Here is a 23,042-nt window from a genome sequence, read left to right as displayed (position 1 = left end):
TTCAGCCAGCAAACCGTAATACATCTTTTTGATGTGAGGATTGAATCATGACCAAACCCGTTTATGTGCAGGAATATAACGAAATCGTTAGGGTACTGAATAAGTACAATGAAGGTGGTAAGCAAGCTGACAGCAGCATTATGAAACCGGCTTTTAGCCCACAAGCCACCATTTTTGGTGTGGACGGTGACGGTAAACTGACCGGTGGGGCGATCAAGGGGCTGTTTGACACCATTGACTCCGCTTTCCGTCCGTCGCCTGAGGCACAGGGCGTAATTGTAAATATTGATATCGTCGGAACGGCGGCCAGCGCACGCATTGACACCAACGATATCTCTGGCTTCTGCTTCACGGATTTTTTCAATCTGCTGAAGGTCGAAGGAAAATGGACGGTAGTCAGCAAAATCTACCACACCCATGTCGCGCCATAATGCTCTGATATTGAGGGTGTAACCCCTTCAATGTTGCCCCCCGGCGTCCACTCCGGGGTGGCAACATTTTCGTCCGTCATCAGGCCGTTTGCTGATTTACAACGTGTATCGCCGCGTATCAGCGCCCGCTGGCATCCCATGAGGCTGAAACAGTCTCCCCTTTCAAAGGGAACGGCTTTTATCAGCGATGATTTACCGGGCGAGGTAAAAGCAGCACGGCCTGACTGGCGACGCGTTTCAGTTCTTCCTGCGTAATACCATCCTGCGCCGGGATCGACATCCCTTCCAGAAGCGTATTCAGCGTCAGGGCAATGCCATCAACATCGGTATCAGGCGGCAGTTGACCCGACTCAATGCCTGCCTGCAGGCGCTGCCTGAAATAGACACGCCCCTCTTCTCTGAGTGCCTTCACCGCGTCGTAGACATCTTTAGATTCTGGCGAAACATTGATCGCGGCGAGAACAACCAGGCAGCCGCAAGGAGCATCCTGCGACGTCAGAATGACGGCGGACTCCTCAAAAAAGTCACGAATCGCGTCATGCACATTCGCTTTCTGCAGCATCCTTTCCCACGGGGCATCCCAGTAAGTTCTTTCGTAAAAGTTTACCGCTTCAAGAAACAGCTCCGCTTTGCTGCCGAATGCCGCATACAGGCTCGGCGGATTGATATTCATTATCCGGCAAAGTTCACCGACCGAAGCCGGTTCGTATCCGCATCGCCAAAACAGACCCAGCGCGCTGACCAGGGCTTTGTCTCGATCGAAATTACGCGGTCTTCCTCGTCGTGAGGGCGTGTTGTGCGTTGAATCTGTCATATATCCAGCCTGATAAAAAAGAAAAAACTAATGGCTCACTATACAAGATTTTAACGGGAGCTATCGCGCCGCTCCATAAAAGAGCGTAATCCGTCATCGCTGGTCAGGATTATCTCACGGCGCAATGCTTCATTCTCAGACTCTGTTGCTGGCTACCGAACGTCTATCATGCAGATGCTGTCACATCGATCTCAATGACATCGGCGACAGAAAACGATCCCTGTAACATGAAGAATCTCTGGAGCACCTTAAACTGTATCGGACACTACATATTAGTATTATTATATAGCGATTGATACATAAGCTTTGTGTTTTGTTATTGAGCTAATCAATGACAATTCGAACGCAACAGCCAGCCTTGCTGCCGTTCAAAGGGCATCCGCGAAGTCTTGACCGGGAGGAAACGGTAGAATACGCGGCCCGCATGCACCCCGGGGATAAATGCAGTTTTATCTTTAAATTCAGCCACCTGATAAATAATTCATCCAGCCGTAAAATCCATAAGAGATTTTTCTATAGAAAATTGAAGAAAATCAGCTTGCCTTTTTATGTATCGATCGCTATAAATATACAAATACTTAGTGATCGATACATAAATAGGCAAGCAACCTCTTCTGACGCGCAGCGGAACAAACAACATCACGAAACGATAAGGCTCCATCATCCGTTTCGGTCAGAGAATTTATAAGCTTACCGACAGCATATCGCTGGTGCCAACGGCAAAACGGCGAGATGATTATTACCAGGAAGAAAATATGATGAACCCGAAATACGCCCCATTATTCGAGCCCTTTACCCTGAATAACGGTGTCACGATCAAAAACCGATTTACCGTTGCGCCAATGACGCATTTTGCCTCTCATGAAAATGGCAGCATCAGCGATGAAGAGCGCCACTTTCTGAACGACCGCTTCGACGGCTTTGGCCTGTTTATTGCCGCCGCCACGCTGGTATCTGCGGAAGGTAAAGCCTTTGTCGGCCAGCCTGAGGCCATTGGTGAGAAAGACTTGCCCAGCCTGCGTGAAGTCGCCCGCATCGCTAAAAAACAGGGCGCCACGGCGGTTCTGCAGATCCATCACGGCGGCCACCTGTCAATTGCTGAACTACTGAACGGCCGTGAGATGGTCGCTCCGTCGGCAGATGAGAAGTCAGGCGCCCGCGCCCTGACCGACGAAGAGATCCGCAACCTGATTTCCGCCTTCGCCAATGCCGCACATTTAGCCATTCAGGCGGGATTTGACGGCGTCGAAATTCACGGGGCCAATAATTATCTGATCCAGCAGTTTGTCTCGGGGGAAAGTAATCGCCGGACCGACATCTGGGGCGGCAGCATCGAGAACAGGCTGCGCTTCCCGCTGGCGATCGTTGATGCCGTAACGGCAGTCAAACAGCAGTACGCCAGCGACAAGTTTATTGTCGGCTACCGCTTCTCTCCGGAAGAGCCGGGCGAGCACGGCCTGACAATGCAGGATACCTTTGCGCTGATTGACGCCCTGGTCGAAAAACCGCTGCAGTACCTGCACGTTTCGCTGTGGGATTTCTATAAAAAGGCGCGCCGTGGGGCCGATACGTCACTGACCCGCATGCAGTTAATTCACGAGCGTATTAACGGCAAACTGCCGCTGATTGGCGTTGGCAACCTGTTTACCGCGGAGCAAATTCTGGCAGCGTACCAGACGGGCTGGGCTGAGTTTATCGCCACCGGCAAAACGGTAATGATGAACCCGGACCTTATCAGCCTTATCGTTTCCGGTCAGGAAGAGCGGATTGTCACGGCCATCGATCCGCATAAAGAGGACCGCTACCGCATCCCGGATAATCTGTGGAATCAGAATATGCAGCGCCTGTCGTATCTGCCACCGGTCAAAGATGACGCCAACTGGCAGTCTCCGGATATTTAATCACTCGACAAGTTTAAATAATCTCCACGCCGGGTACGCACACCGGGCGAATAATTGAGAGGAACAGAATATGAATTACATTCAAAATAAAACCGCGATAGTGACGGGTGCCTCTTCAGGAATAGGTGCCGCAACGGTAAAAACCCTACTGGAAAATAATGTTAACGTAGTGGCGGTGGCACAAAACGAGGAGCGACTGAATCACTTCGTCGAGCCGCTGAAAAAACAGGGCCATAACATCTCCGGCTATGCCGCCAGCGTCGCAGATGCAGAAGCCATGAAAGCCGTAGCGGAATTCGCCAGTAAAACCTACGGTTCGGTCGATATTCTGGTGAACAATGCGGGCCTGATGCTGTTCTCATACTGGGAAGACCTGGCGGTCAACGACTGGAACAATATGGTGGACGTCAATATCAAGGGCTACCTTAACGCTATTGCCGCGGTATTGCCGTTGATGTTGAAGCAGAAATCGGGCCACATCCTGAACATGGCTTCTGTTGCTGGCCACCAGGTTGATGCGGCAGCAGGTATCTACAGTGCCACCAAGTTCTTTGTTCAGGCGATGACCGAGTCCATGCGCAAGGATCTGGGCGTGAATCACGGCATTCGGGCCAATACGGTCAGCCCTGGCGTCATCAACACCGGCTGGGCGGATAAAGTTGTCGATCCGGAAGGCCGCAAAGCCGCCCAGCAACTGAACAAGATCGCCATCAGCTCTGAAGATGTCGCTAATGCGGTGATTTACGCGCTGAACCAGCCGGAAAATGTCACGGTAAACGATCTGATTATTTCTCCTACGCGTCAGAACTGGTAATTTTCAATCGCAGCTGCTCGTTCAGCAAATGCAAAATAAGGGGAACACATTGTGTTCCCCTTATTTTTTATCTTCATTGCCCGGAAGTTATTTCGCGAAAAGCTGGCTCATATCCTTGAATGCTTTAAATTCAAGGGCATTACCGCAAGGGTCATAAAGAAACATTGTTGCCTGCTCTCCTGTCTGCCCTTTAAAGCGGATATAGGGCTCAATCACGAACGCGGTATTAAACGATCGAAGACGCTCGGCCAGCGCCTCCCACTCGTCCCATTTCAGGATAATCCCGAAATGAGGAACCGGAACGTCGTGGCCGTCCACCGGATTGGAGTGAACATTGTCCTGCGACGCCGTTTTAGGATGCACATGAATTACCAGTTGATGGCCATAAAAATCGAAGTCCACCCACTGTTCACTGGAACGACCTTCACTCAGACCGAATACTTCTGCATAAAAATGTCGCGCGGCCTTCAGATCGTAAACCGGAATGGCAAGATGAAAAGGTGAAAGCCCCATGTTTAATTCCCCCTGTTGTGACTGGCTGTCAGGCCACAAAACATCGCCTGTTTAACATTCAGAAAAGGCGTTAACCTTCCTGCCATTTTTGTTAACTAAATCGTCACAATGGAGGTTATATCCAATAATAATTTATTAAAAACAAATATAATTTTTGTTTTATACAAATAATCTCTATCAATGGGGCTTCCATGATCCGCGAACTCAAAACCTTTATGGTGATTTCAGCTAACGGGACATTCTCAGCAGCGGGAGATAAGCTGGGTCTCACGCAAGCTGCGGTAAGCGCCCAGATGCAGCGCCTGGAATCCGAGCTCGGGGTCACGCTTTTTGACCGAACCGGGCGCACTGCTCGCCTGACCCTAAAAGGACGGCAGCTCGTCAGTCAGGCGCAGGAACTGCTGGCGCTTTACGATACTCTGGGAATGAGGACCGGCGTTAATGTGGTGGCGAAACCGGTGACGATTGGCGCGATCGCTTCGGTGCAGCGAAGTTTACTGCCAGATGTGCTGACGCGATTTTTTAAACAGAATCCGGCCGGACGGGTCCGGGTTATTCCCGGTCTCTCAATGGAACTGGTGAATATGGTGGATGCCGGTGAGCTCGATATGGCTGCCGTGCTGTGCCCGCCCTTCCCCTTACAGAATGGCCTGCAATGGACCATGCTTACGCATGAGCCCTTCCGGCTGGTTGTCCCCGTCACATCAGTGGCGATAATATTTTGGCACTGCTCGCAGAACATCAATTTATCCGCTACGACCGCGCGTCTTTTGGCGGCAGGCATGTCGATCGTTTTCTCAGGGAGAGAAATATATCTGTCAGCGAAATCTGCGAAGTTGACGAGCTGGAAGCAATTATGAGGCTGGTCAGTAACGGCGTCGGCGTGTCACTACTGCCTGAGACCGCGACATGGCGAAAATGGCCGGCCGCAGTCAGGGCCATTGATTTAGGGCCTCTGACATTTTACCGGGATGTCGGACTGATACACCGGCATCTGTCGGGACTTGATGAGCAGGTGCGGCAAATAGCTGAGATGATGTGCGGCAACGCGGATGCGGATTAACCAGTTCAAGGCAAGTAAGACGGTTCAGAAGAGAACCGGCACGTCTGACGCTTGAGTGACAGAAGCCATTGTCAACATCTGAGGCAGCGATCGTGCCGGTATTCGCCTGTCGTCTGTCACTCCTGGGCAAAGGCTCTTTATCAGGTATTATTTGTCTGCCGTGACTTTATTGGCTGACATACGCTATCCCGATACCAATTAAGCAGGGTTTAATTTTCCACTGTCATCTCAAGAGCAACAGGATCTTTTCTTGGTAAGGCGCGCTGCCATCCTGAACCATAACGCGTGTACTGAGCAGGTACATCTATTTCGGTTTTGAGATCATCAGCGGCTGTTCTTGCCCAGAACGGATCTTTTAGCATCTCACGTCCAATTAACACAATGTCAGCCCGGCCATTCTGTAGAATTTCCTCCGCCTGGCGACCGCTTTCAATCAGGCCTACAGCACCAGTCCTGATATCAAGTTCTTTTCGCAGCAATTCAGCGGCAGGAACCTGATAATTTGGGTAGGTATTCACATTCACCATCGCAATGCCGCCTGAGGAGCAATCAATCAAATCGATACCTTGTTCCTTCATCCACTTGCCGTAAATCAGGAAATCCTCCGGCTTATTCCCTCCGTCAACATAATCAGTTGAGGAAATGCGTAAGAATAGTGGACCATCCCATTCACTTCTTACGGCGTCGATCACTTCTCTGACAATTCGGTAGCGATTTTCGTGATTGCCACCGTATTCGTCATTGCGTTGGTTTGCCACAGGAGACAGGAATTCATTCAACAAATAGCCATGTGCGCCATGAATTTCGATAACATCAAATCCAGCCTCACGCGCCCGGCGCGTTGCTTGTTTAAACGCTTCGACCACTTCTTTGATTTCAGTAATCGTCATTTCTTTAGGTACGCGCGAATCAGCGGTAAAAGGGATTGCTGAAGGTGCGATGGACTCAAGATCAATACCGAGTTGTCGGCCTGCATGACCAATCTGAGCTCCGGCTTTTGCCCCAAAGCGTTGAATGGCATTAACCACACGCGATAATCCGTCAATGTGGCTGTCATCCCAGATGCCGATGTCGCCAGGGCCAATAGGGCCGTTAGGCAGTACGGAGGCCGTTTCAAGCATAACAATCCCCGCCCCGCCCAACGCTCTGGCGCCGTAGTGAACCACATGGAAATCGCTGGTATGGCCATCAGCGGTTGCCGAGTGCATACACATCGGCGACATGGCAATGCGGTTACGGAATTCGGTACCGCGAATGGTGATAGGTTCAAATAGCATGGTAGTCATTTACTCTCCAGGATGGATTGATATTCACATCAAAGAAAGTACCATATAAACAAAATGTGTTTATACGGTAAGAAAAAGCCCATAGTTACCTAAAGGTAACTCAGGAGAAGTTGATGAAAAAGCTGCGTAATTACGACTCATCACCAGGATGTTCGATGGAAGCAGCGCTTCATATAATGGGGGGTAAATGGAAAGGCGTAATTCTCTATCACCTTTTCAGGGATGGCACCCTAAGGTTCAGTGAGCTTAATCGTCATATGCCGACGATTAACCAACGACTGCTGACTAAGCAATTAAGAGAACTTGAAGAGGATGGAATCATTACTCGTCAGGTTTATGCCGTGGTACCTCCCAAAGTTGAATATTCTCTTAGTGATGAAGGAAGAGAGTTGCATTCGCTGATTATGGGGTTAAGCGTCTGGGGCAGAAAATGGTTAGAAAAACGCGGAATGAGTACGGCTGAAGGTGAAGACCTCGATGCTTTCAATGCGGTTAACGATATTTTTTCTGATGGCCGTTGAACGAGTAACGGCCGTTAAGCTTTTATCCAACACCGTCACTGAGTTCAGGAAAATATACGATTATCGCTACCAGCCACTGCTGGGCTGGTATCCGATCAAACCTCACCTCGCAGAGGCTGGCGAGGCAAGCCGGATTCAGGCCATGCATCTTTACCCATTCTGACATATTATCTGGATACCCCTTTGCGTTGTATCAATTTCAGCCCCTGCGGTTGTGCCATGATATTGATAATCAGATAAGAGGTGTTGGATATGTTGAAGTTTCGCAGTGGTGCTTTTATGGGGTGCCTGTCTTTAATTGGATTAATGTCCACATCGGCTTTTGCCGGTGATGCTGAATTAGCGGGCAATACCGAGGGAGCCAGCATTATGCAGGTTGAGGTGACTCGCGGACAAATTGACGCGATAAATAATGTTGTTTACGCCCAGATTAAACAAACCCGTTCAAGCCGGCCGATGTCTATGTCGCTGCTGGTTCCCAGAAACGACAGTAAAAAACCGGCTATTCTCTACTTCCCTGGCGGCGGATTTACCTCTGCCGAACAGGATAAATTTATTCAGATGCGAATGGCGCTGGCTGAAGCCGGATTTGTTGTCGCCGCGGTTGAATATCGCGTTATTCCTGATACCTTCCCAGCCCCGCTAGTTGATGCAAAAGCTGCCGTTCGCTATCTGCGTCAGCATGCCAGCGAGTATGGCATCGACCCGACCCGCATTGGTGTGCTGGGTGATTCAGCCGGGGGCTGGCTTGCGCAAATGGTCGCCATGACCGCCGATGAGAAAACATTCGATAAGGGTGATTTCCTCGATCAATCTTCCGATGTGCAGGCTGCGGCAACTATTTATGGCATATCTAATCTGCTAAATATCGGCGAAGGTTTTCCTGAGTCGGTGAAAAAAGTTCATCAGTCTCCTGCGGTGACAGAGGCGCTGCTGGTTAACGGTGCCGCTTTCCGTGATTTTGCCGGCGCACCGATAGACTCAGATAAAGAAAAAGCGCTTTTCGCCAGCCCGCTGGGGCACATTAACGGTAAAAAACCGCCATTTCTTATTATGCACGGCAGCGCAGACACCCTGGTTTCACCAGAGCAAAGCGCTCAGCTTTATCGTGCGCTAAAAAAAGAAGGTAATCAGGCCGACTATATTCTGCTTAAAGGCGCTGAGCATGGCGACGCGCAATGGTATCAACAGCCGGTTATCGATAAAGTTGTTTCCTGGTTCGCCTCCAGTTTGGGAAAACCTTCGGTGAAACCGACAGGCCAGCAGAGTACCAATCCTGATGATAACACCTGACAGCTAGCGATTGACCGGACGGTATGGCGCAATGCTCCGCCGTCCGGTAATCACCACCTGGCTCAACAACAGATTCGTTGTCAGCAATATTCATTCACATCGGTATTTCGCAATCTTTTATATCTGCCAGCGGGCCCAATATGCTGCTGTCGAATTCATTCAGTGGCTGCCCGTCCCTGACGCGCTGTGGCCAGTTGTGATTTGCCAGCGCACCGCGCCCCAGTGCGATAAGATCCGCACCATCGGCTAATAACGCCTCCGCCCTGTGTGGTTCATGCAAATTGCCGTTAGCAATAAGGGTCAACGCCGGGGCATATTTTCGCGCCAGCGCGACCAGTGAAAGACTATTGTCAGAAAATGCGGGCTGCCAGGCTTCATATTCGGTCAGGTGCAGATAATCAATCCCTGACTCTGCCAGCAAAGTAAACACTACGCGTGCGTCCTCTTCGCCATTTGCCCATTTGTGAAAGAAATCATTCACTTTCCCCTGAGAAATACGGATACCGACCGGCACTTCGCTGCCAACCCGGGCGCGCACGGCTTTTATCACTTCCAGGCTTAGGCTGAGTCGCCCGGCGATATCGCCACCCCATTTATCGCTGCGCTGATTGGTGTAGTCGGTAAAAAACTGATCCAGAAGATAGCCGTTGGCACCATGGATCTCCACACCATCAAATCCGGCTTCGATAACCGCGCGTGACGCTGCGTCAGCAAAGCTTTCGATAATGCTCACAATTTCATTATCCGTAAGCGCGCGTGGAAGCGGATACTGACCTTCACCGCGATAGAAGGTCATCTGTTGGCCTTTGGGACGAACCGCTGAGGGAGCTACCGTGCCATCAAGGTACTCATTTCCTTGAGAAAGCGCGCCAGAATGCTGGATTTGAGCAAAGATTCGGCCATCCTGCGCATGAATGGCATCAGTAATTTTACGCCATGCTGATGCCTGTTCGGCATTGATCAGCCCGGCCTGGAACGCATAGGTTTGAGACCATGCATTATCGATATAGATGCCTTCAGTAATTGTCAGGGCAAAACCGCCACGGGCAAAATCCTCGTAATAAGCTCTCATTCGCTCACCGGGAAGCCCATTTTCTGAGGCAGACACGCGGGTCATTGGCGCCACGGCCAGCCGGTTACTGAGCAACAGATTACCGATTTGGGTTGAACTGAACAGCGATGATGAACGCATTAAACTCCGCCTTATTAAGGATTAAAAACATAAGGCAATATAATCGCAGCGCCAGCGGGCTTAAACAGGGCAAACTGATAAGCCTGTATATCAAAATGAGTTATAATTGCCGTGAAACTGCCGCTTGTTAACGGCAGAAAATTTTCCGCCGCTGACTTCAGTTTACTGAGTAACTACCCTGACCTATGAATCTCGACGATGTCCGCCTTTTTTTGACGATTACCGAAACCAGTAGCCTGACGCAGGCGGCAAGACGACTCGATATATCGCCGATGGCGGTTTCGCGGCGGCTGGCAGCGCTGGAAAAAATGCTGGGTGCGCGATTGCTTCAGCGCACAACGCGATCTGTTTCCCTGACGCAGGAAGGTAGCGAATTTTTGCCTTATGCCCGTGCGTTGATTGAAGCAGAGGCCGGAGCCAGGGCGTTGTTCTCTGCGGAAACTAAACAGGCTTCGGGTTTATTGCGGATAACGGCACCTTCGGGATTTGGCCGACGCAATATTCTGCCGCTGGTGCCTGCCCTGCTTGACGACAATCCGCAATTACGGATTGATATTCAGCTTACTGAAGATGTGGTGGACATCGTCGGCCGGGGAATTGATCTCGCCATCCGCATTGCTCCACTGAAGGACTCCAGCCTTATTGCGCGAAAAATTATCCACAATCCGCGCATCGTCTGCGCGTCGCCTGCTTATCTACATAAGTTTGGTGTGCCGGAAACGTTAAATGATTTAACCGGCCATCACTGTCTGAAATTGACCAATGTGCTGCAGTGGACCTTTGAGGCAGAAGGCCAAAGTATCAGCGTCAATGTCGATGGGCGTTTTAGCTCAAGTAATGTGGAAAGCGTCCGGGAGCTTTGCGTTCAGGGGCTGGGAATTGCCCAACTGACGCTCTGGGACGTAAAAAAGGAGCTGAATGATGGCTCACTGGTGGCGATTGCGTTATCCGATGTAACACAACAGGATCTGTCCGTCTGGGCAGTACTGCCCACTACCCGCTATCTTCCGCTGCGGGTGAGTATGTTTATTGATGCGCTAAAAAACTCTTTGAAATAATAACGTCATCAATGGGCGGAGATACCGCCCAGACTTGTTACAGTTGAATGAACTCAGACAGTTAACACAACATTTAAATGTGTTTCCAGCCGAAGAAAGTCATTGGTAATATCCGGTGACTTCATCACATCAAAACAAGAGAATGAAGGCAAAATATCAACACCACAGAATTTATAGTTAGCGGTATTATAGGCAAAAATCTCATCAACAGATTTACCGGAAAATAACCGCTGAGCTTCATCATTGAATGCGGCAGCGGGTGCATTCCAGGTCAATGAGAGCATATATTTTTTACCAGTGAGCTTACCACCGCTGCCATATTGCTTCGCGGGGTCCTGGCGCGTACGTCCGTCCCCCGTCAGGAAACGCTGTTGCAGCATGCCAGCAGTAAATACTTCATCAACATATTTTTTATAGATCCATGGCGTACTAAACCAGTAAACCGGAGATTGCGTAATAATCAAATCAGCCCAAAGATGTTTTTCAACTTCATCGTCGATGTCATAACCTTTTTCGATTTCAGTATGCTTGATATTGTAACCCAGTCGGTTAAGATTATCCGCAATTGCATTAACCATAGCCCGATTTAAATCGCCCGATGAAATACCGTCGTAAAACTGATGTGCATTGATAATTAAAACGTTTTTCATAATTACCTTATTTGATTAATCTTCAGAATGCGGATTATTTTAATATTAAATTTTTATTACGGTTAAAGAAAAATAAGCGATTACCTGCTAAACCAGCTGACACTTAAAGAACGGCGTCAGTTTTTTAGCGGCAGCCATTGCGCCCGCGCCATCATAGAGATCCCTATGCGTTGCGCCGGAAATAATAAACAGCTCCTTGTGCGTCGAGGCTGCCAGGATGAAAAGCCACAATAGCGGCATAGTTGCGCTGCTCGCTGAAATCTTTTGGTCGATAAATATTACCGGCTAATATTATTTCATTGTTTCGGAACGAAACGCCCTGCACAGTGACTTCACCCACCCGTTTTGTTTTACCGGTAGTCTGCGGCGCAGGTGCCAGCACCCCATTATGATCGGATGTCGATCCCTGGCCTAACCAGAGAGTGACCGATTCAGACTGCCATCATAATCCCCGTTGCATTAAGAGATTAGATAGCTAATTCCGCATAGGCTTAGAAAGGAGTTTTCTTAATCGCGGGTGAATGGCCTTGTTTTTGGCAAGGGTCACGCGCGTCGATAGCGAAGTGCCTCAAGAACCAGGGAAAATGCCGGTGAATGCTGGCGACGGCTGGGATAATAGAGATGATAAGCGGGCCGTGGTGGACACCAGTCGGCAAGGATCTGTATCAGCCTGCCGTCTGCTATCGCCGTATCCACAATGTCCTTCGGCAGATAAGCGATACCCAGGCCATCAAGCGCGGCCTGCCGCATCATCGAAATGCTGCTGAACGCGCCGCGGCCCTCAATACGAACCTTTAGTTCATTTCCCTCTTTACTGAACTCCCAGACATAAAAACCCCCATGGGTTGGCAATCGCAGCTTGATACAGCTGTGCTTGCTCAGATCGTAAGGGGTTACAGGCTGCGGTTTATCCTGAAAATACGCGGGTGCCGCAACAACCGCGAAGCAAAAATTCGCCGCTAACGGAATCGAAATCATATCCATATCAATCTGTTCACCCAGTCGGACGCCAGCATCGTAGCGTTCGGCGACGATATCCTTAAGCCCATACTCGCTGATGATTTCGATATTAATATCGGGATAGTCGAGTAACAGCGGCGACAGTTTTGGCCAGAGAATCGTCTCGGCTGCATGCTCAACGGCATTGATACGCACGGTGCCGGCTGGCTTATCTCGCAAACTGCTGAGTGCCGCGATCTCACTTTCAATTTCGTCAAAATGCGGCCCGATGCGGTTGAGCAGTTGTTCACCGGCCTCGGTGACCGAAACGCTGCGTGTGGTGCGGGTGAGTAACCGCAGCCCCAGATGTGATTCAAGCGTGCGGATGGTATAGCTCAGCGCCGATTGCGAAACGCCGAGCTGTGCCGCCGCTTTAGTAAAACTCTGTTCGCGTGCAACCGCGATAAAAGCCAGGTAATCGTTCACATTCTTACGGCGCATTGCTCATCCTGTGGTAATGGCCTGGGCAATACAGACGTCCAGGGCGCGGCTATGGCAAAAAACGGGGAGCGTGTCTCCCCGCCCGGTGAGTTAACGAAGTTGCTGCGCAATCGCACTGTACATCAGCGAAGCCTCAAGTGGCTGTGCTTTAAAATCAGGTTCCGCCTGTGGCCATGTCGACCATTGAACAATCACCAACTGTTCTGCGGGATTAATCATAATCACCTGGCCGTAAATTCCCAATGCCCACATCGAACCTTGCAGTGAGTCGGCAGCGGCCGGCGTAACCTGCTGCGCATCAGCGGGCACCGCATTATTCCACCATTGATAGCCATATGATCCCTCCGGATGCGCCGCTGTGACAGAATTTTTCGCCGTGGTCCAGTCAGATGCCTGTTTCAGCCAGTTATCTGGCAACAGCTTTTTCCCATCCTTCAGTTGCCCACCGCTTAACACAAACTCGCCAAAACGGCCCCAATCCTCCAGCGTGGCATTAAAGCCGTGCGCGCCAACATCATGTTTACCTGGCTGGTAAGCATGCCAGACGCCGTCCTGCGCCATACCATAGGGTTGCCAGATGGTTTTTTCCAGGTACTGAGCCAGCGGCATTCCGGTGGCTTTTTCTAACACATCACCCAGTAGCCATGCGCCACCCGAGGAGTACGACCACGACTGTCCTGCCGGATGGGCGCGTTTCAGGCCAGTGATGATATTACGCACGCAATCATAGGTTCCCGGTTGGGCTTCACACTGCGTCAGGTGGGCGAAATCAGAGTCAGGATTGGTGTAGTCCTCATTCCACTCTACACCGGAAGTATGCTGAATGAGCTGCCTGAGAGTAACATCCTGCCACGCGGTTCCTGTTAAGTCAGGTTCATAGTCCGTAACCCGATCGTCCAGCGAGTGAATTTTACCCTGCTTAATCGCAATGCCCACCAGCGTCGAAACCACCGATTTTCCAACCGAGCGCGATGTCCATAACGTACTGTCGGTATTACCTTCACCGAGATATTTGTAGGCCACTTTGCCATTTTTCAGCACCAGCATACCGGTCACATTTTCACGCTGCAGGTAGTCCTTCAGGGTATAAGTTTTCCCCTTCACACTGTAAGTTGCGCCCTTCAGCTGCTTTTCTGCCAATTGAAGTGGTGTCGATTTGCCATGCTGGAATACGTCGCCAGCATAGTTACGATAATCATTACGAAAACCGACAACGCGCGCTGCCCGATCCCATTGCAGCATATCTTTCGCCTCAGGCAGCGTCTTATCAAAGGGCGTCGGGCAAGCACTGAGCATCACCCCGCCGCAGTTTTGCAGCGATTGCGCAGCAACAGCAGACACAGAAGAGAATGCTGCACAGACCGTGGCAGCCAGCATCAGGGGTTTGATTATTGGGAAAGCAGAATTTCGCATGTTTTTCACTTATTGTTGAGTTAGATAACAGGCGAGATTATAAGAAGGAAAAACCGCTTGAAAAAATCACTATACGGGGGAAAATCCCCCGTATAAATTGTTGATACAGGAGCTGAAATAAATGTCTGCTCTGCGATATTCTTTCGCGCAAATAGAGGCTTTTGCCCGCGTTGCTGAATTGGGTAGTTTATCCAAAGCCGCACAATCACTCGGTAAAGACCGTACCACGCTGAGAGACCTGCTGGATTATCTTGAGGATGCGCTGGGCTATAAGCTGTTTTTGCGCGAGGGCCGCAGCTTAATCCTGACCGGGCAAGGACAACAGCTGCATCGCCAGGCGCATTTACTGTTACGTCAAGCCAGAGCATTCGAGCATTACGTGCAATCGCTGCCGGAAGATGATCAGCGGGAAATCGTCCTGGTTTACGATCCTTTTATTGCGCCCTCGTTTATTGAAGCGGTGACGAGAGCGATGAGTGACCGGGGCATTCGCTTTAGCGCGTGGAGCGCCTCGAGAGAAGAAGCGGAAGCGGCGTTAACCAGCGGCAGAGCGCAAATTGCGCTATGTCAGGCCAACAACCGCGCGCTGGGAATGGATATGGAGTGGTGCGCGCTGGGTAATATCGAGCTTGATTTCTATGGGTCATCAAAACTCTTTCTCAACCAGCAAACACCTCTTACGCTGCTTAATCTCTCTCTGGTGCCGCAAATAGTGATGCACCGCGCGCACGATGAGCAGATTGTCCGTCGTCTACAGATTTCCGGACGCACGCTGTACGTTAATGAGCGCAGCTCGCTGCGCTATCTGCTGGAGAATGCGCAAGGCTGGGGTTTTTTGCCAAAACATTTTCTGGCTGCCCAATGGAAAAACGTCCGGGTGCTGGACAGTGAAGTCGGCAACCAAGGGCTGAATATCACCCTGGTCGCGATCTGGCAGCCGGGAGCGGCTAAACAGCGCGTGACCGGAGAGTTGATAGCAGAGCTACCGATGATTTGGCGCAAAGTAATGAATAAATCATCGTTTTGATACTCAGCGCAGGAAGATCCTCGCTGGTTTTTTCTTGAACCCAGCTCAGGGCTTAAGGTTCTCTTAAGGTTGTCAGGCGAAAATTATCCGACAACTTCTGGAGAAGACAATGACACTAAAATTAACCCGCCCTGTTTCTGAAATCCTCTCAGTGATGCTGAGCATCTGCGTTATCCTCAGCTTCCTGGTTATCTGGTTCACAACCTGATCATTCGCGCCGCGCTATACGTCAGATTGGTTAAATCTGACGTATGCCCGACAACCTGGTGCAGACTGGCGATTTTCGAGAAAGAATTTCGCATCATGGAGCTGCACAATAAGCGTCACGATGCTTAAGCCTAAGCCGATACCGCCGTAACGCCGGTCAATCCGGACAAAGGCTTTACTCAGCTCACTGATTTTATTTTCATCTATTCCCGGGCCCTGGTCCTCTACCATAAGAACAGGCTGGGGCAACGCCCTGACACCAAGGGTTATAGTGGTGTTTTCCGGACTGTATCGATGGGCATTCTCAACCAGATTTCGTAATAGCGCTTTAAGTAATGTCGCATCGCCGCGCACGATAACATCGCCAGTTATCTCCAGATCAAGCTGCTGCTGATGCTGGGACAGCATCATTTTAAGCTCGCTTTCCATCGGGCGAACCACATCGGTAACCAGTGAAACGCGCTGATAGTTTCCCGATGAAAAAGATTGCCCCACCCGCGCCAGTTGCAGCAGCTGGGCTTAGACCCATGCCCTTAACTAACATACAGTCTATTTGATTAGGTATTTGCTCCTCCCCAACCTTAATAAAACCGCTTACAATATTTAAGTCAAGACCATCAGGTATTACAAACTTTTTATTAATTGCATGCTTAGTAATTTCTTCGTATGCTTTTCCAAGTGTTGGCATATGCGGTATATCAACACCAATAAGATTGTTTTCCTCTTGTTGTACAAAGGCAGTTAATAATTCCGTGGCTTCATTAATCATTTTAATAGTATCCTATCATAAGGATTAAGCTGTATAGCCGCTTCTAAATGCTCCGGCGAAAAGTGGCTATACCGCATCGTCATCTGTATCGTTGAATGCCCTAAGATCTGTAGCAACACCAATATATTGCCACCATTCATCATAAAATGGCTGGCAAAAGTATGCCTCAACGCGTGTGTGCGCTGTCCATCCGGCAATTCAATCTTTGCTCTTTCTATGGCAAAGCTGAACGCATCATAAGCATTTTCAAACAAGCGCCCACGGCGCTTGGGAATTAGCGAATAAAGCTCTTTTGATATCGGAATGGTGCGATTCTTTTTACTTTTCGTATTGGTATAAGTGATGTGGAACGGCATCACTTGCGACTGCCTTAGCTGCTCGGCTTCGCTCCAGCGTGCGCCGGTCGCAAGACAGATACGAACAATGACGCCAAGATCTTTATTAGAGGAGGCATCGCACTCCTGCAACAGTCGTTTAATATCGTCCTCATAGAGAAATGCCAGTTCGTTTTCACTTTCGCGAAACAGACGAACGCCCTTTAAAGGGTTTTCACTTTCCCAGCGCCCTAACCTTTTCAGCTCATTAAAAACCGCGCGAAGGTATGCATGTTCGCGGTTAACCGTGGATTCCTTCGGTAGCTTCTTGAGGCCAGTTTTAGGCTTCGGTGTAAACTCCCCCACCAGACGCTGCTTACGATAACCCGCAAACATTTCCTGATAAAGTAAGGAAGCATCGGGATCACCCAGATGGCTACACAGTGACTTTAACTTTTGCAACCTCGCCTCCCCGTCATTAAGGGTTCGTCCATGCAGTTCATACCAGTCAGTCACAAGCTCGCTAAGCCGTACAGTTTGTGCTTCGGCATTTACTGTATCAACGGTATCAACACCCACTTTAGCCAGCTGTTCTCGCTCAAAGCGTAAAGCCTCACCGCGTGTGACAAAGGTTTTCCGAATGCGCTTACTGCCACGACCATCAGAATAAAAATCACATACCCATTTGCCGTTTTCCGCTTTACGTACAGACATAATCTATCTCACTGATAACTCATTGAGATACTTAATGCTGTATATAAAAACAGTGGTCAGTGTTTGATTTTTGGAGAGTACACATGACCACCATTAATCGATTATTTTGCGACCTGAATGGCTTTGGCGGTGCCAGCTCTTACTCATAGCAACCGCAAGTCAGCTGTTGTATTTAATAAAACCAACAACTTTTCCAATCAATTCAATTTCGTCGTGCGGCCAATCAATGCCATCAATTCGCCACAAGTTACCCGGTATTCTCTGTATATTTTTATAATCAAACACATCAGATCGTTGAATAATCCAGGCTCCATCTACTGCTTTCACAAATTCTTTTTCAACTATATAGCTACAGTTTTCTGTACGAGAACGAACAACCTCTGGTTGGTTAATTCCCTCAGGCAACAAGGAGCGATCAAGAGAAACTGTCTGCGCGGGCAGCAGCTGACCGTCATCAAGAATATGCAGCGGAATGCGGAGTTCTGTCGTAGCGCTATTGTCACCAGCATCAGGCATAGATAGCTCACCTTTCCCCGTCACCAACCACTCTAGGGATACGCCTGTATCAAGAGCACATTGCACAACCGCCTCGCCAGGAAAGTATTCACGTCTGATCCAGGTACTTACGGTTCCCTGCCCCACACCAATCTTTTCAACCAGCTCTCGCTGAGTTGAAAAACCGTATGCTTTCAATAACCTATCAACAACCACCTGCCCGCCGATGAATTTCATTTCAACTTTTCCAATAAAATAGCGCCGATAAATTCAATTTTGAAATGTAAATTGCACATAGTTGAATCGACTCTAAAACAGGTACTTATAAGATGATGTACTGCCCGCTTTGCCAGAATGCTACTCATGCCAGATCGAGCCGCTATTTATCTTAAGAAACAAAATAGCGCTATCACCAGTGCCAGAATATTAATTGTGGCTGCACATTTAAATCACATGAAACCATTACTGGAATAATTATGTAACCCGGTGCCATTAATAAAGCGCCACCTCATCCGGGCAGAGATAATCAGCAACTGATGTGGCTTTAGAAACCTAACCCGCGCCCTATCCTACAGACCCACTTCGGTGGTTTTTTTTAATGCCCAAAATCCACCGTAGTCTCGATGTAGTCATTTTGTAGTCATTCGAGTTGATTCGGCTGGGAGACAGGCACAAAAAAACCGCCTTTCGGCGGTTCTGAAATCATGGCTTAACGCTGTGATTTAAAAGTACTTACTTCAATATGGTGCCCGGGGCGGGACTTGAACCCGCACAGCCATAAGCCGAGGGATTTTAAATCCCTTGTGTCTACCGATTTCACCACCCGGGCAAGGTGTAAACTGGAGGCGCGTCCCGGAGTCGAACCGAGGTAGGCGGATTTGCAATCCGCTGCATGGCCACTCTGCCAACGCGCCTTAATTCTTGCTTAGCCTTTTCAGGCTGTTACCAGATAAGGTCTGATAACGTAAATTTGGAGCGGGAAACGAGACTCGAACTCGCGACCCCGACCTTGGCAAGGTCGTGCTCTACCAACTGAGCTATTCCCGCAGTCATCAGCAAACAACCGAACCTGCTGATTTAATTTATCTTCTGGCGACTGAGCTGCCGTTCGATGCGTTGCATTCTACTGACCTGTAGAAATGAGTCAATAAAATTATCCTCACTTCGTGTCTGTTTGCTGCTTTTTAAATCGTATCGATCAACGTTCAAACAAATCGCCACGTGCTGCGCTTAAATACTGGAACATAGACCAGAACGTCAGCACCGCTGCAATGTACAGTGCAACCACGCCAACGCCTTCTACCATACTGTCCGGACGCCATAACAGCGCGAACAGCGCCAGCATCTGTGCAGTGGTTTTCACTTTGCCTATCCAGGATACTGCCACGCTGCTGCGTTTGCCGATTTCCGCCATCCACTCGCGTAACGCCGAGATAATGATTTCGCGAGCAATCATGGTTGCAGCCGGTAAGGTGATCCACCAGGAGTGAAAATGTTCGGCAACCAGCACCAGCGCCATTGCCACCATCACTTTATCCGCGACCGGATCGAGGAAGGCACCAAAGCGCGTGGTCTGCTTCCAGCGTCGAGCCAGGAAGCCATCAAACCAGTCGGTTACGGCCGCGACGATGAAAATCAGCGCGCAGGCCAGGGGCGCCCAATGAAATGGCAGATAAAATGCCAGCACAAAGAACGGGATAAGAATGACACGAAACAGGGTGAGCCACGTCGGAATATTAAATTGCATATGCTACGGTAACTGTCTGGCCGAAGTAGGATTTACCCGTATGTTCCTACATTGCACCCCGGTATTCAATGCTAGTGTTTCAGCGAATAGAATATTTTTTCCGCGAGGGCATGTGAAATGCCCGGTACTTTGGCAATTTCATCCACTGTTGCCGCCATCAGCGGTTGCAGTCCACCCATGTACTTAAGTAGCTGCTGGCGGCGCTTCGGGCCGATTCCTTCAATCAATTCCAGCGCGCTGGTGTTCTTCACTTTCGCCCTTTTATTACGATGTCCCGTAATTGCATGATTGTGAGAGTCGTCACGAATATGTTGAATCACATGTAACGCCGGAGAGTCCGGCGGCAGAGAAAAACCTTCACCTTCTGGTTCAAAAAACAGCGTTTCCAGTCCTGCCTTACGATCGGTCCCTTTCGCCACGCCTAATAATATCGGTCGATTTTTATCCCACGGCACGTCCAGTTCAGCAAAGACGCTTTTCGCCTGCGACAGCTGCCCTTTGCCGCCATCGATTAACACTACATCCGGGATTTTATTCTCTTCCAGCGCCTTACCGTAACGACGTCGCAGCACCTGGTTCATTGCCGCATAATCATCGCCGGGAGTAATACCGCTGATATTATAACGCCGATATTCCGCTCGCAGCGGCCCATTGCTGTCAAACACCACACAGGAAGCGATGGTTTGCTCACCCATGGTATGGCTGATATCAAAACACTCCATGCGATTAATCGCCGGCAGTTTTAGCAATTCAGCCAGTGCCGCCAGACGCTGATGTATCGTCGAATGCTGCGCCAGTTTCGTGACCAGCGCCGTCGCGGCATTGGTGCGTGCCAGTTTCAGGTAACGCGCGCGATCGCCACGCGGTTTGCTCTGGATATTGACGCGACGGCCCGCCAACTCGGTTAACGAGTCGGCCAGCAGCTGGCGTTCGGGTAGCGCGAAGTCGAGCAGAATCTCTGAGGGCAAGCTACGTGCTTCACTGCCTTGCAGATAAAACTGTCCGACAAAGGTCTGCACCACTTCCGCCAGATCGGTGCCGCCCGGCACTTTTGGGAAATAACTGCGGCTGCCCAGTACTTTACCCTGACGAATAAACAGCACGTGCAGGCAGGCCATACCAGAATCAAAAGAGACACCAATCACATCCAGATCGTCACCCTGATTGGAAACAAACTGCTTCTCAGTGACGCGGCGCACCGCCTGAATTTGATCGCGCAGGCGTGCAGCCTCCTCAAACCTTAGCCCAATGCTGGCCTGTTCCATGCGGCTGACCAGCTGATTGAGCACCTGGTCGTCTTTACCGGCGAGAAACAGCCGCACATAGTCAATCTGCTGCGCATACTCTTCATCGCTGACCAGTCCGGCGACACACGGCCCGAGACAGCGTCCAATCTGGTATTGCAGGCAGGGACGCGAGCGGTTGCGATAGACACTGTTTTCACATTGCCGTACCGGAAAGACTTTTTGCAGCAGCGCCAGCGTCTCACGTACCGCGTAACCATTTGGAAAAGGTCCGAAGTACTCGCCTTTGGCGTGTTTGGCGCCACGGTGAGACGCCAGACGCGGATGCGTGTCCGCGCTCAGGAAAATATAAGGATAGGATTTATCATCACGCAGCAGCACGTTGTAGCGCGGCTGATACAGCTTGATGTAATTATGTTCAAGCAGCAACGCTTCGGTTTCAGTATGAGTAACGGTCACGTCAATCTGCCGGATGTTACTGACCAGCACTTCGGTTTTGCGACTGCCAACATTGCTGCGAAAATAGCTGGATAAGCGCTTTTTCAGATCTTTGGCTTTACCCACATAGATAACCGTACCACCAGCATCGTACATCCGATAGACGCCCGGCTGGCTGGTTACGGTCTTCAGGAAAGATGTTGCGTCAAACGCTTCACTACTCACTGCTTATCAACGACTCCGCATTAAACATGCCGTGACGAATGGCTAAGTGCGTTAACTCTACGTCACCGCTGATATTCAGCTTGCTGAACATGCGATAACGATAGCTGTTAACCGTCTTGGGGCTGAGATTAAGCTGCTCCGAAATCTCGGTCACCTTCTGCCCTTTGGTAATCATCAGCATAATCTGTAATTCGCGCTCCGACAAACAGCTGAACGGTGATTCTGCTTTTTGTGGTTCGATCTGGCTGAGCGCCATTTGCTGCGCGATATCAGAAGCGATATAGCGCTGGCCCGAATTAACTGAACGAATTGCACTGATCACTTCCTGCGGTGCCGCACCTTTGCTCAGGTAGCCAGCGGCTCCCGCCTGCATCACTTTAGCCGGCAACGGATTTTCTGTGTGAATGGTGAGCATGATTATTTTAATATCGGGATTAAAGCGCACGATCTTACGTGTGGCTTCCAGCCCGCCGATACCCGGCATGTTCATATCCATCAGCACGACATCAACGTTGTTCGCACGACACCACTTAACCGCATCCTCGCCGCAGCTTGCTTCCCCGGCAACCAGAATGCCTTTGATATCTTCCAGTATGCGACGAATCCCTGCGCGTACCAGTTCGTGGTCATCTACAAGAAGAACGCTGATCAAAAGAGATCTCTCCAGAAAAGTCGAAGGTGGAATAAAGTAAACCGGCAAATTTAGAGGGTAATGTTACTCTTTTTTCGTTCAGGAATGAACACAAATCATATGGCTGAGGCCGCTGAACGATACTATTTACATGAAGAAATAATTGAGATTAAAAAGTTATATTTTTTTTAAGGTAACGTGCGGTTAATTATGCATATAGCTAATTTAATGTTGCGGCAGTCGCGCCACATAAAATGACAAAACATGACAATTCAACGAGTTAAATTAGTAACATCTGTTATCAATCATTAGCTGTCAATTACCTCCTCGTCGAGCAGAAAATTGCCGTCAGGCAGTAAAATCTCTGGTTAATGTTTATCTTTCATTGAACTGGCTGGCGTGCTCATCCGCTGCGTTTCCTCTTGCAGCCATTAGCGGCCGGACGAGTTGTGATATACTTACAGCACTTTTTTTATTCACATAACGCAAGCGATATGTGGGGGATTAATCTTATCAAGGAGACATCAATGAGTCAGATTGACTTTACTACCTCTGAAGAAACTCAGGCGCTGGCCAATGAAGTGGCCTGTCTTAAGGCGATGGTCACTCTGATGCTGAAAGGCATGGGTCAGGCAGACGCCGGTAAAGTGATTATCAATATGGAAAGGTTTATCGCGCAGCTGGAAGACCAGCAGCAGGCGGACGTTTTCAGTAATACCATCAAACAGATCAAGTTCGCTTACCGTCAGTAAGCGTTTTACTGCTTTAGTTTGTAAGCCCATTGATTTTCCAGCTGAATTAACCCAACGTGTTATCTTTAGGGTAGACAGAAAGAAGCAATG

General features: G+C 49.6%; 23 protein-coding genes, 3 tRNA genes and 2 pseudogenes. 11 read left to right on the top strand and 17 right to left on the bottom strand.

Annotation, left to right across the window (positions count from 1 at the left end):
• The first annotated feature begins 47 nt into the window (after positions 1-47).
• A complete protein-coding gene (locus RIN69_RS08775; RefSeq protein ID WP_313856871.1) occupies positions 48-431 on the top strand; it encodes a nuclear transport factor 2 family protein in 384 nt (127 codons plus the stop codon).
• A gap of 181 nt (positions 432-612) precedes the next feature.
• Here the strand turns inward: RIN69_RS08775 and RIN69_RS08770 are convergent, their stop codons facing one another.
• Positions 613-1,245: a TetR/AcrR family transcriptional regulator gene (locus RIN69_RS08770; protein WP_313856870.1), complete on the bottom strand. Its 633-nt coding sequence runs from the start codon at positions 1,243-1,245 to the stop codon at positions 613-615.
• 755 nt (positions 1,246-2,000) lie between these two features.
• On the opposite strand from RIN69_RS08770, the gene RIN69_RS08765 reads away from it, so the two are divergent.
• Positions 2,001-3,146 (top strand): NADH-dependent flavin oxidoreductase, encoded by a 1,146-nt coding sequence (locus RIN69_RS08765; protein WP_313856868.1) that lies wholly within the window; start codon positions 2,001-2,003, stop codon positions 3,144-3,146.
• Between the two features lie 70 nt (positions 3,147-3,216).
• Entirely contained in the window at positions 3,217-3,960 is a 744-nt protein-coding gene (locus RIN69_RS08760) for an SDR family oxidoreductase (protein ID WP_313856867.1), read from the top strand.
• Between the two features lie 87 nt (positions 3,961-4,047).
• Here the strand turns inward: RIN69_RS08760 and RIN69_RS08755 are convergent, their stop codons facing one another.
• Positions 4,048-4,473 (bottom strand): VOC family protein, encoded by a 426-nt coding sequence (locus RIN69_RS08755; RefSeq protein ID WP_313856866.1) that lies wholly within the window; start codon positions 4,471-4,473, stop codon positions 4,048-4,050.
• 191 nt (positions 4,474-4,664) lie between these two features.
• Between RIN69_RS08755 and RIN69_RS08750 the strand changes: the two genes are divergently transcribed.
• Together RIN69_RS08750 and RIN69_RS08745 are read left to right on the top strand one after the other, a co-directional pair.
• Positions 4,665-5,333 (top strand): LysR family transcriptional regulator, encoded by a 669-nt coding sequence (locus tag RIN69_RS08750; RefSeq protein WP_313856865.1) that lies wholly within the window; start codon positions 4,665-4,667, stop codon positions 5,331-5,333.
• Complete coding sequence (locus RIN69_RS08745; protein ID WP_313857664.1) at positions 5,222-5,536, top strand: LysR substrate-binding domain-containing protein; 315 nt, start codon at positions 5,222-5,224, stop codon at positions 5,534-5,536. Before RIN69_RS08750 ends, RIN69_RS08745 begins: the two co-directional genes overlap by 112 nt.
• 209 nt (positions 5,537-5,745) lie before the next feature.
• On the opposite strand, the gene namA is transcribed toward RIN69_RS08745, so the two are convergent.
• Positions 5,746-6,822 (bottom strand): NADPH dehydrogenase NamA, encoded by a 1,077-nt coding sequence (gene namA / locus RIN69_RS08740; protein WP_313856864.1) that lies wholly within the window; start codon positions 6,820-6,822, stop codon positions 5,746-5,748.
• Between the two features lie 113 nt (positions 6,823-6,935).
• Between namA and RIN69_RS08735 the strand changes: the two genes are divergently transcribed.
• Positions 6,936-7,343 (top strand): winged helix-turn-helix transcriptional regulator, encoded by a 408-nt coding sequence (locus tag RIN69_RS08735; protein ID WP_313856863.1) that lies wholly within the window; start codon positions 6,936-6,938, stop codon positions 7,341-7,343.
• A gap of 279 nt (positions 7,344-7,622) precedes the next feature.
• Positions 7,623-8,636, top strand: a complete 1,014-nt coding sequence (locus RIN69_RS08730) for an alpha/beta hydrolase (RefSeq protein ID WP_313857662.1) — start codon at positions 7,623-7,625, stop codon at positions 8,634-8,636.
• Between the two features lie 94 nt (positions 8,637-8,730).
• On the opposite strand, the gene RIN69_RS08725 is transcribed toward RIN69_RS08730, so the two are convergent.
• Positions 8,731-9,828, bottom strand: coding sequence for an NADH:flavin oxidoreductase (locus tag RIN69_RS08725; RefSeq protein WP_313856862.1), 1,098 nt, complete (start codon positions 9,826-9,828; stop codon positions 8,731-8,733).
• Positions 9,829-10,013: 185 nt separating this feature from the next.
• On the opposite strand from RIN69_RS08725, the gene RIN69_RS08720 reads away from it, so the two are divergent.
• Positions 10,014-10,886 (top strand): LysR family transcriptional regulator, encoded by an 873-nt coding sequence (locus RIN69_RS08720; protein WP_313856859.1) that lies wholly within the window; start codon positions 10,014-10,016, stop codon positions 10,884-10,886.
• Positions 10,887-10,939: 53 nt separating this feature from the next.
• Here the strand turns inward: RIN69_RS08720 and RIN69_RS08715 are convergent, their stop codons facing one another.
• From RIN69_RS08715 to RIN69_RS08705, 3 genes are all read right to left on the bottom strand, one after another.
• Positions 10,940-11,536, bottom strand: a complete 597-nt coding sequence (locus RIN69_RS08715; RefSeq protein WP_313856857.1) for an NAD(P)H-dependent oxidoreductase — start codon at positions 11,534-11,536, stop codon at positions 10,940-10,942.
• A 543-nt stretch (positions 11,537-12,079) separates the two neighbouring features.
• Positions 12,080-12,976: a LysR family transcriptional regulator gene (locus RIN69_RS08710; protein WP_313856856.1), complete on the bottom strand. Its 897-nt coding sequence runs from the start codon at positions 12,974-12,976 to the stop codon at positions 12,080-12,082.
• 90 nt (positions 12,977-13,066) lie between these two features.
• Positions 13,067-14,389 carry a serine hydrolase domain-containing protein gene (locus tag RIN69_RS08705; RefSeq protein WP_390902503.1) on the bottom strand — a complete coding sequence of 441 codons (1,323 nt, stop codon included), beginning with the start codon at positions 14,387-14,389 and terminating at the stop codon, positions 13,067-13,069.
• 121 nt (positions 14,390-14,510) lie between these two features.
• Here RIN69_RS08705 and RIN69_RS08700 point away from each other — a divergent pair, with 121 nt between their 5' ends.
• Positions 14,511-15,416 (top strand): LysR family transcriptional regulator, encoded by a 906-nt coding sequence (locus RIN69_RS08700; protein ID WP_313856855.1) that lies wholly within the window; start codon positions 14,511-14,513, stop codon positions 15,414-15,416.
• Positions 15,417-15,638: 222 nt separating this feature from the next.
• On the opposite strand, the pseudogene RIN69_RS08695 reads toward RIN69_RS08700, so the two are convergent.
• The 4 genes and pseudogenes from RIN69_RS08695 to RIN69_RS08680 form a co-directional block, all read right to left on the bottom strand.
• A pseudogene (locus RIN69_RS08695) lies at positions 15,639-16,139 on the bottom strand (ATP-binding protein); the annotation flags it as partial.
• On the bottom strand, positions 16,036-16,392 hold the full coding sequence (locus RIN69_RS08690) for a hypothetical protein (RefSeq protein ID WP_313856854.1): 357 nt from the start codon (positions 16,390-16,392) through the stop codon (positions 16,036-16,038). The gene RIN69_RS08690 and the pseudogene RIN69_RS08695, both read right to left, overlap by 104 nt.
• Positions 16,389-17,420, bottom strand: a complete 1,032-nt coding sequence (locus RIN69_RS08685; protein WP_313856853.1) for a phage integrase — start codon at positions 17,418-17,420, stop codon at positions 16,389-16,391. The genes RIN69_RS08690 and RIN69_RS08685 overlap by 4 nt, the downstream gene beginning before the upstream one ends.
• 159 nt (positions 17,421-17,579) lie before the next feature.
• On the bottom strand, positions 17,580-18,152 hold the full coding sequence (locus tag RIN69_RS08680; RefSeq protein WP_313856852.1) for a phage repressor protein CI: 573 nt from the start codon (positions 18,150-18,152) through the stop codon (positions 17,580-17,582).
• Between the two features lie 92 nt (positions 18,153-18,244).
• Here RIN69_RS08680 and RIN69_RS08675 point away from each other — a divergent pair.
• Positions 18,245-18,463 (top strand): annotated as a pseudogene (locus RIN69_RS08675) (DNA-binding transcriptional regulator).
• Positions 18,464-18,658: 195 nt separating this feature from the next.
• Here the strand turns inward: RIN69_RS08675 and RIN69_RS08670 are convergent.
• The 6 genes from RIN69_RS08670 to uvrY all read right to left on the bottom strand — a co-directional run bounded on the left by RIN69_RS08670 (position 18,659) and on the right by uvrY (position 22,221).
• Positions 18,659-18,744, bottom strand: a tRNA-Leu gene (locus tag RIN69_RS08670).
• 11 nt (positions 18,745-18,755) lie between these two features.
• Positions 18,756-18,829, bottom strand: a tRNA-Cys gene (locus RIN69_RS08665).
• Between the two features lie 57 nt (positions 18,830-18,886).
• Positions 18,887-18,962 (bottom strand) — tRNA-Gly (locus RIN69_RS08660).
• 151 nt (positions 18,963-19,113) lie between these two features.
• Positions 19,114-19,662: a CDP-diacylglycerol--glycerol-3-phosphate 3-phosphatidyltransferase gene (gene pgsA / locus RIN69_RS08655; protein ID WP_313856850.1), complete on the bottom strand. Its 549-nt coding sequence runs from the start codon at positions 19,660-19,662 to the stop codon at positions 19,114-19,116.
• 71 nt (positions 19,663-19,733) lie between these two features.
• Positions 19,734-21,500 (bottom strand): excinuclease ABC subunit UvrC, encoded by a 1,767-nt coding sequence (uvrC, locus tag RIN69_RS08650; RefSeq protein ID WP_313857658.1) that lies wholly within the window; start codon positions 21,498-21,500, stop codon positions 19,734-19,736.
• A gap of 61 nt (positions 21,501-21,561) precedes the next feature.
• Positions 21,562-22,221 carry a UvrY/SirA/GacA family response regulator transcription factor gene (uvrY, locus tag RIN69_RS08645; RefSeq protein ID WP_313856847.1) on the bottom strand — a complete coding sequence of 220 codons (660 nt, stop codon included), beginning with the start codon at positions 22,219-22,221 and terminating at the stop codon, positions 21,562-21,564.
• A 506-nt stretch (positions 22,222-22,727) separates the two neighbouring features.
• Here uvrY and RIN69_RS08640 point away from each other — a divergent pair.
• Positions 22,728-22,952, top strand: a complete 225-nt coding sequence (locus tag RIN69_RS08640) for a DUF2594 family protein (RefSeq protein WP_313856846.1) — start codon at positions 22,728-22,730, stop codon at positions 22,950-22,952.
• The last annotated feature ends 90 nt before the right edge of the window (positions 22,953-23,042 follow it).

Origin of the sequence: Winslowiella toletana (assembly GCF_032164335.1) — a bacterium.
GTDB lineage: Bacteria > Pseudomonadota > Gammaproteobacteria > Enterobacterales > Enterobacteriaceae > Erwinia > Erwinia toletana_A.
Note: the sequence above shows the minus strand (reverse complement) of the source record. Positions and strands in the feature narration are given on the sequence as shown.

Bases quoted from the DNA above. Each gene is read 5' to 3' on its own strand.
- RIN69_RS08775 (WP_313856871.1), top strand. From the start codon at position 48: ATGACCAAACCCGTTTATGTGCAGGAATATAACGAAATCGTTAGGGTA.
- RIN69_RS08770 (WP_313856870.1), bottom strand. From the start codon at position 1,245: ATGACAGATTCAACGCACAACACGCCCTCACGACGAGGAAGACCGCGT.
- RIN69_RS08765 (WP_313856868.1), top strand. From the start codon at position 2,001: ATGATGAACCCGAAATACGCCCCATTATTCGAGCCCTTTACCCTGAAT.
- RIN69_RS08760 (WP_313856867.1), top strand. From the start codon at position 3,217: ATGAATTACATTCAAAATAAAACCGCGATAGTGACGGGTGCCTCTTCA.
- RIN69_RS08755 (WP_313856866.1), bottom strand. From the start codon at position 4,473: ATGGGGCTTTCACCTTTTCATCTTGCCATTCCGGTTTACGATCTGAAG.
- RIN69_RS08750 (WP_313856865.1), top strand. From the start codon at position 4,665: ATGATCCGCGAACTCAAAACCTTTATGGTGATTTCAGCTAACGGGACA.
- namA (WP_313856864.1), bottom strand. From the start codon at position 6,822: ATGACTACCATGCTATTTGAACCTATCACCATTCGCGGTACCGAATTC.
- RIN69_RS08735 (WP_313856863.1), top strand. From the start codon at position 6,936: ATGAAAAAGCTGCGTAATTACGACTCATCACCAGGATGTTCGATGGAA.
- RIN69_RS08730 (WP_313857662.1), top strand. From the start codon at position 7,623: ATGGGGTGCCTGTCTTTAATTGGATTAATGTCCACATCGGCTTTTGCC.
- RIN69_RS08725 (WP_313856862.1), bottom strand. From the start codon at position 9,828: ATGCGTTCATCATCGCTGTTCAGTTCAACCCAAATCGGTAATCTGTTG.
- RIN69_RS08720 (WP_313856859.1), top strand. From the start codon at position 10,014: ATGAATCTCGACGATGTCCGCCTTTTTTTGACGATTACCGAAACCAGT.
- RIN69_RS08715 (WP_313856857.1), bottom strand. From the start codon at position 11,536: ATGAAAAACGTTTTAATTATCAATGCACATCAGTTTTACGACGGTATT.
- RIN69_RS08710 (WP_313856856.1), bottom strand. From the start codon at position 12,976: ATGCGCCGTAAGAATGTGAACGATTACCTGGCTTTTATCGCGGTTGCA.
- RIN69_RS08705 (WP_390902503.1), bottom strand. From the start codon at position 14,389: ATGCGAAATTCTGCTTTCCCAATAATCAAACCCCTGATGCTGGCTGCC.
- RIN69_RS08700 (WP_313856855.1), top strand. From the start codon at position 14,511: ATGTCTGCTCTGCGATATTCTTTCGCGCAAATAGAGGCTTTTGCCCGC.
- RIN69_RS08690 (WP_313856854.1), bottom strand. From the start codon at position 16,392: ATGATTAATGAAGCCACGGAATTATTAACTGCCTTTGTACAACAAGAG.
- RIN69_RS08685 (WP_313856853.1), bottom strand. From the start codon at position 17,420: ATGTCTGTACGTAAAGCGGAAAACGGCAAATGGGTATGTGATTTTTAT.
- RIN69_RS08680 (WP_313856852.1), bottom strand. From the start codon at position 18,152: ATGAAATTCATCGGCGGGCAGGTGGTTGTTGATAGGTTATTGAAAGCA.
- pgsA (WP_313856850.1), bottom strand. From the start codon at position 19,662: ATGCAATTTAATATTCCGACGTGGCTCACCCTGTTTCGTGTCATTCTT.
- uvrC (WP_313857658.1), bottom strand. From the start codon at position 21,500: ATGTACGATGCTGGTGGTACGGTTATCTATGTGGGTAAAGCCAAAGAT.
- RIN69_RS08640 (WP_313856846.1), top strand. From the start codon at position 22,728: ATGAGTCAGATTGACTTTACTACCTCTGAAGAAACTCAGGCGCTGGCC.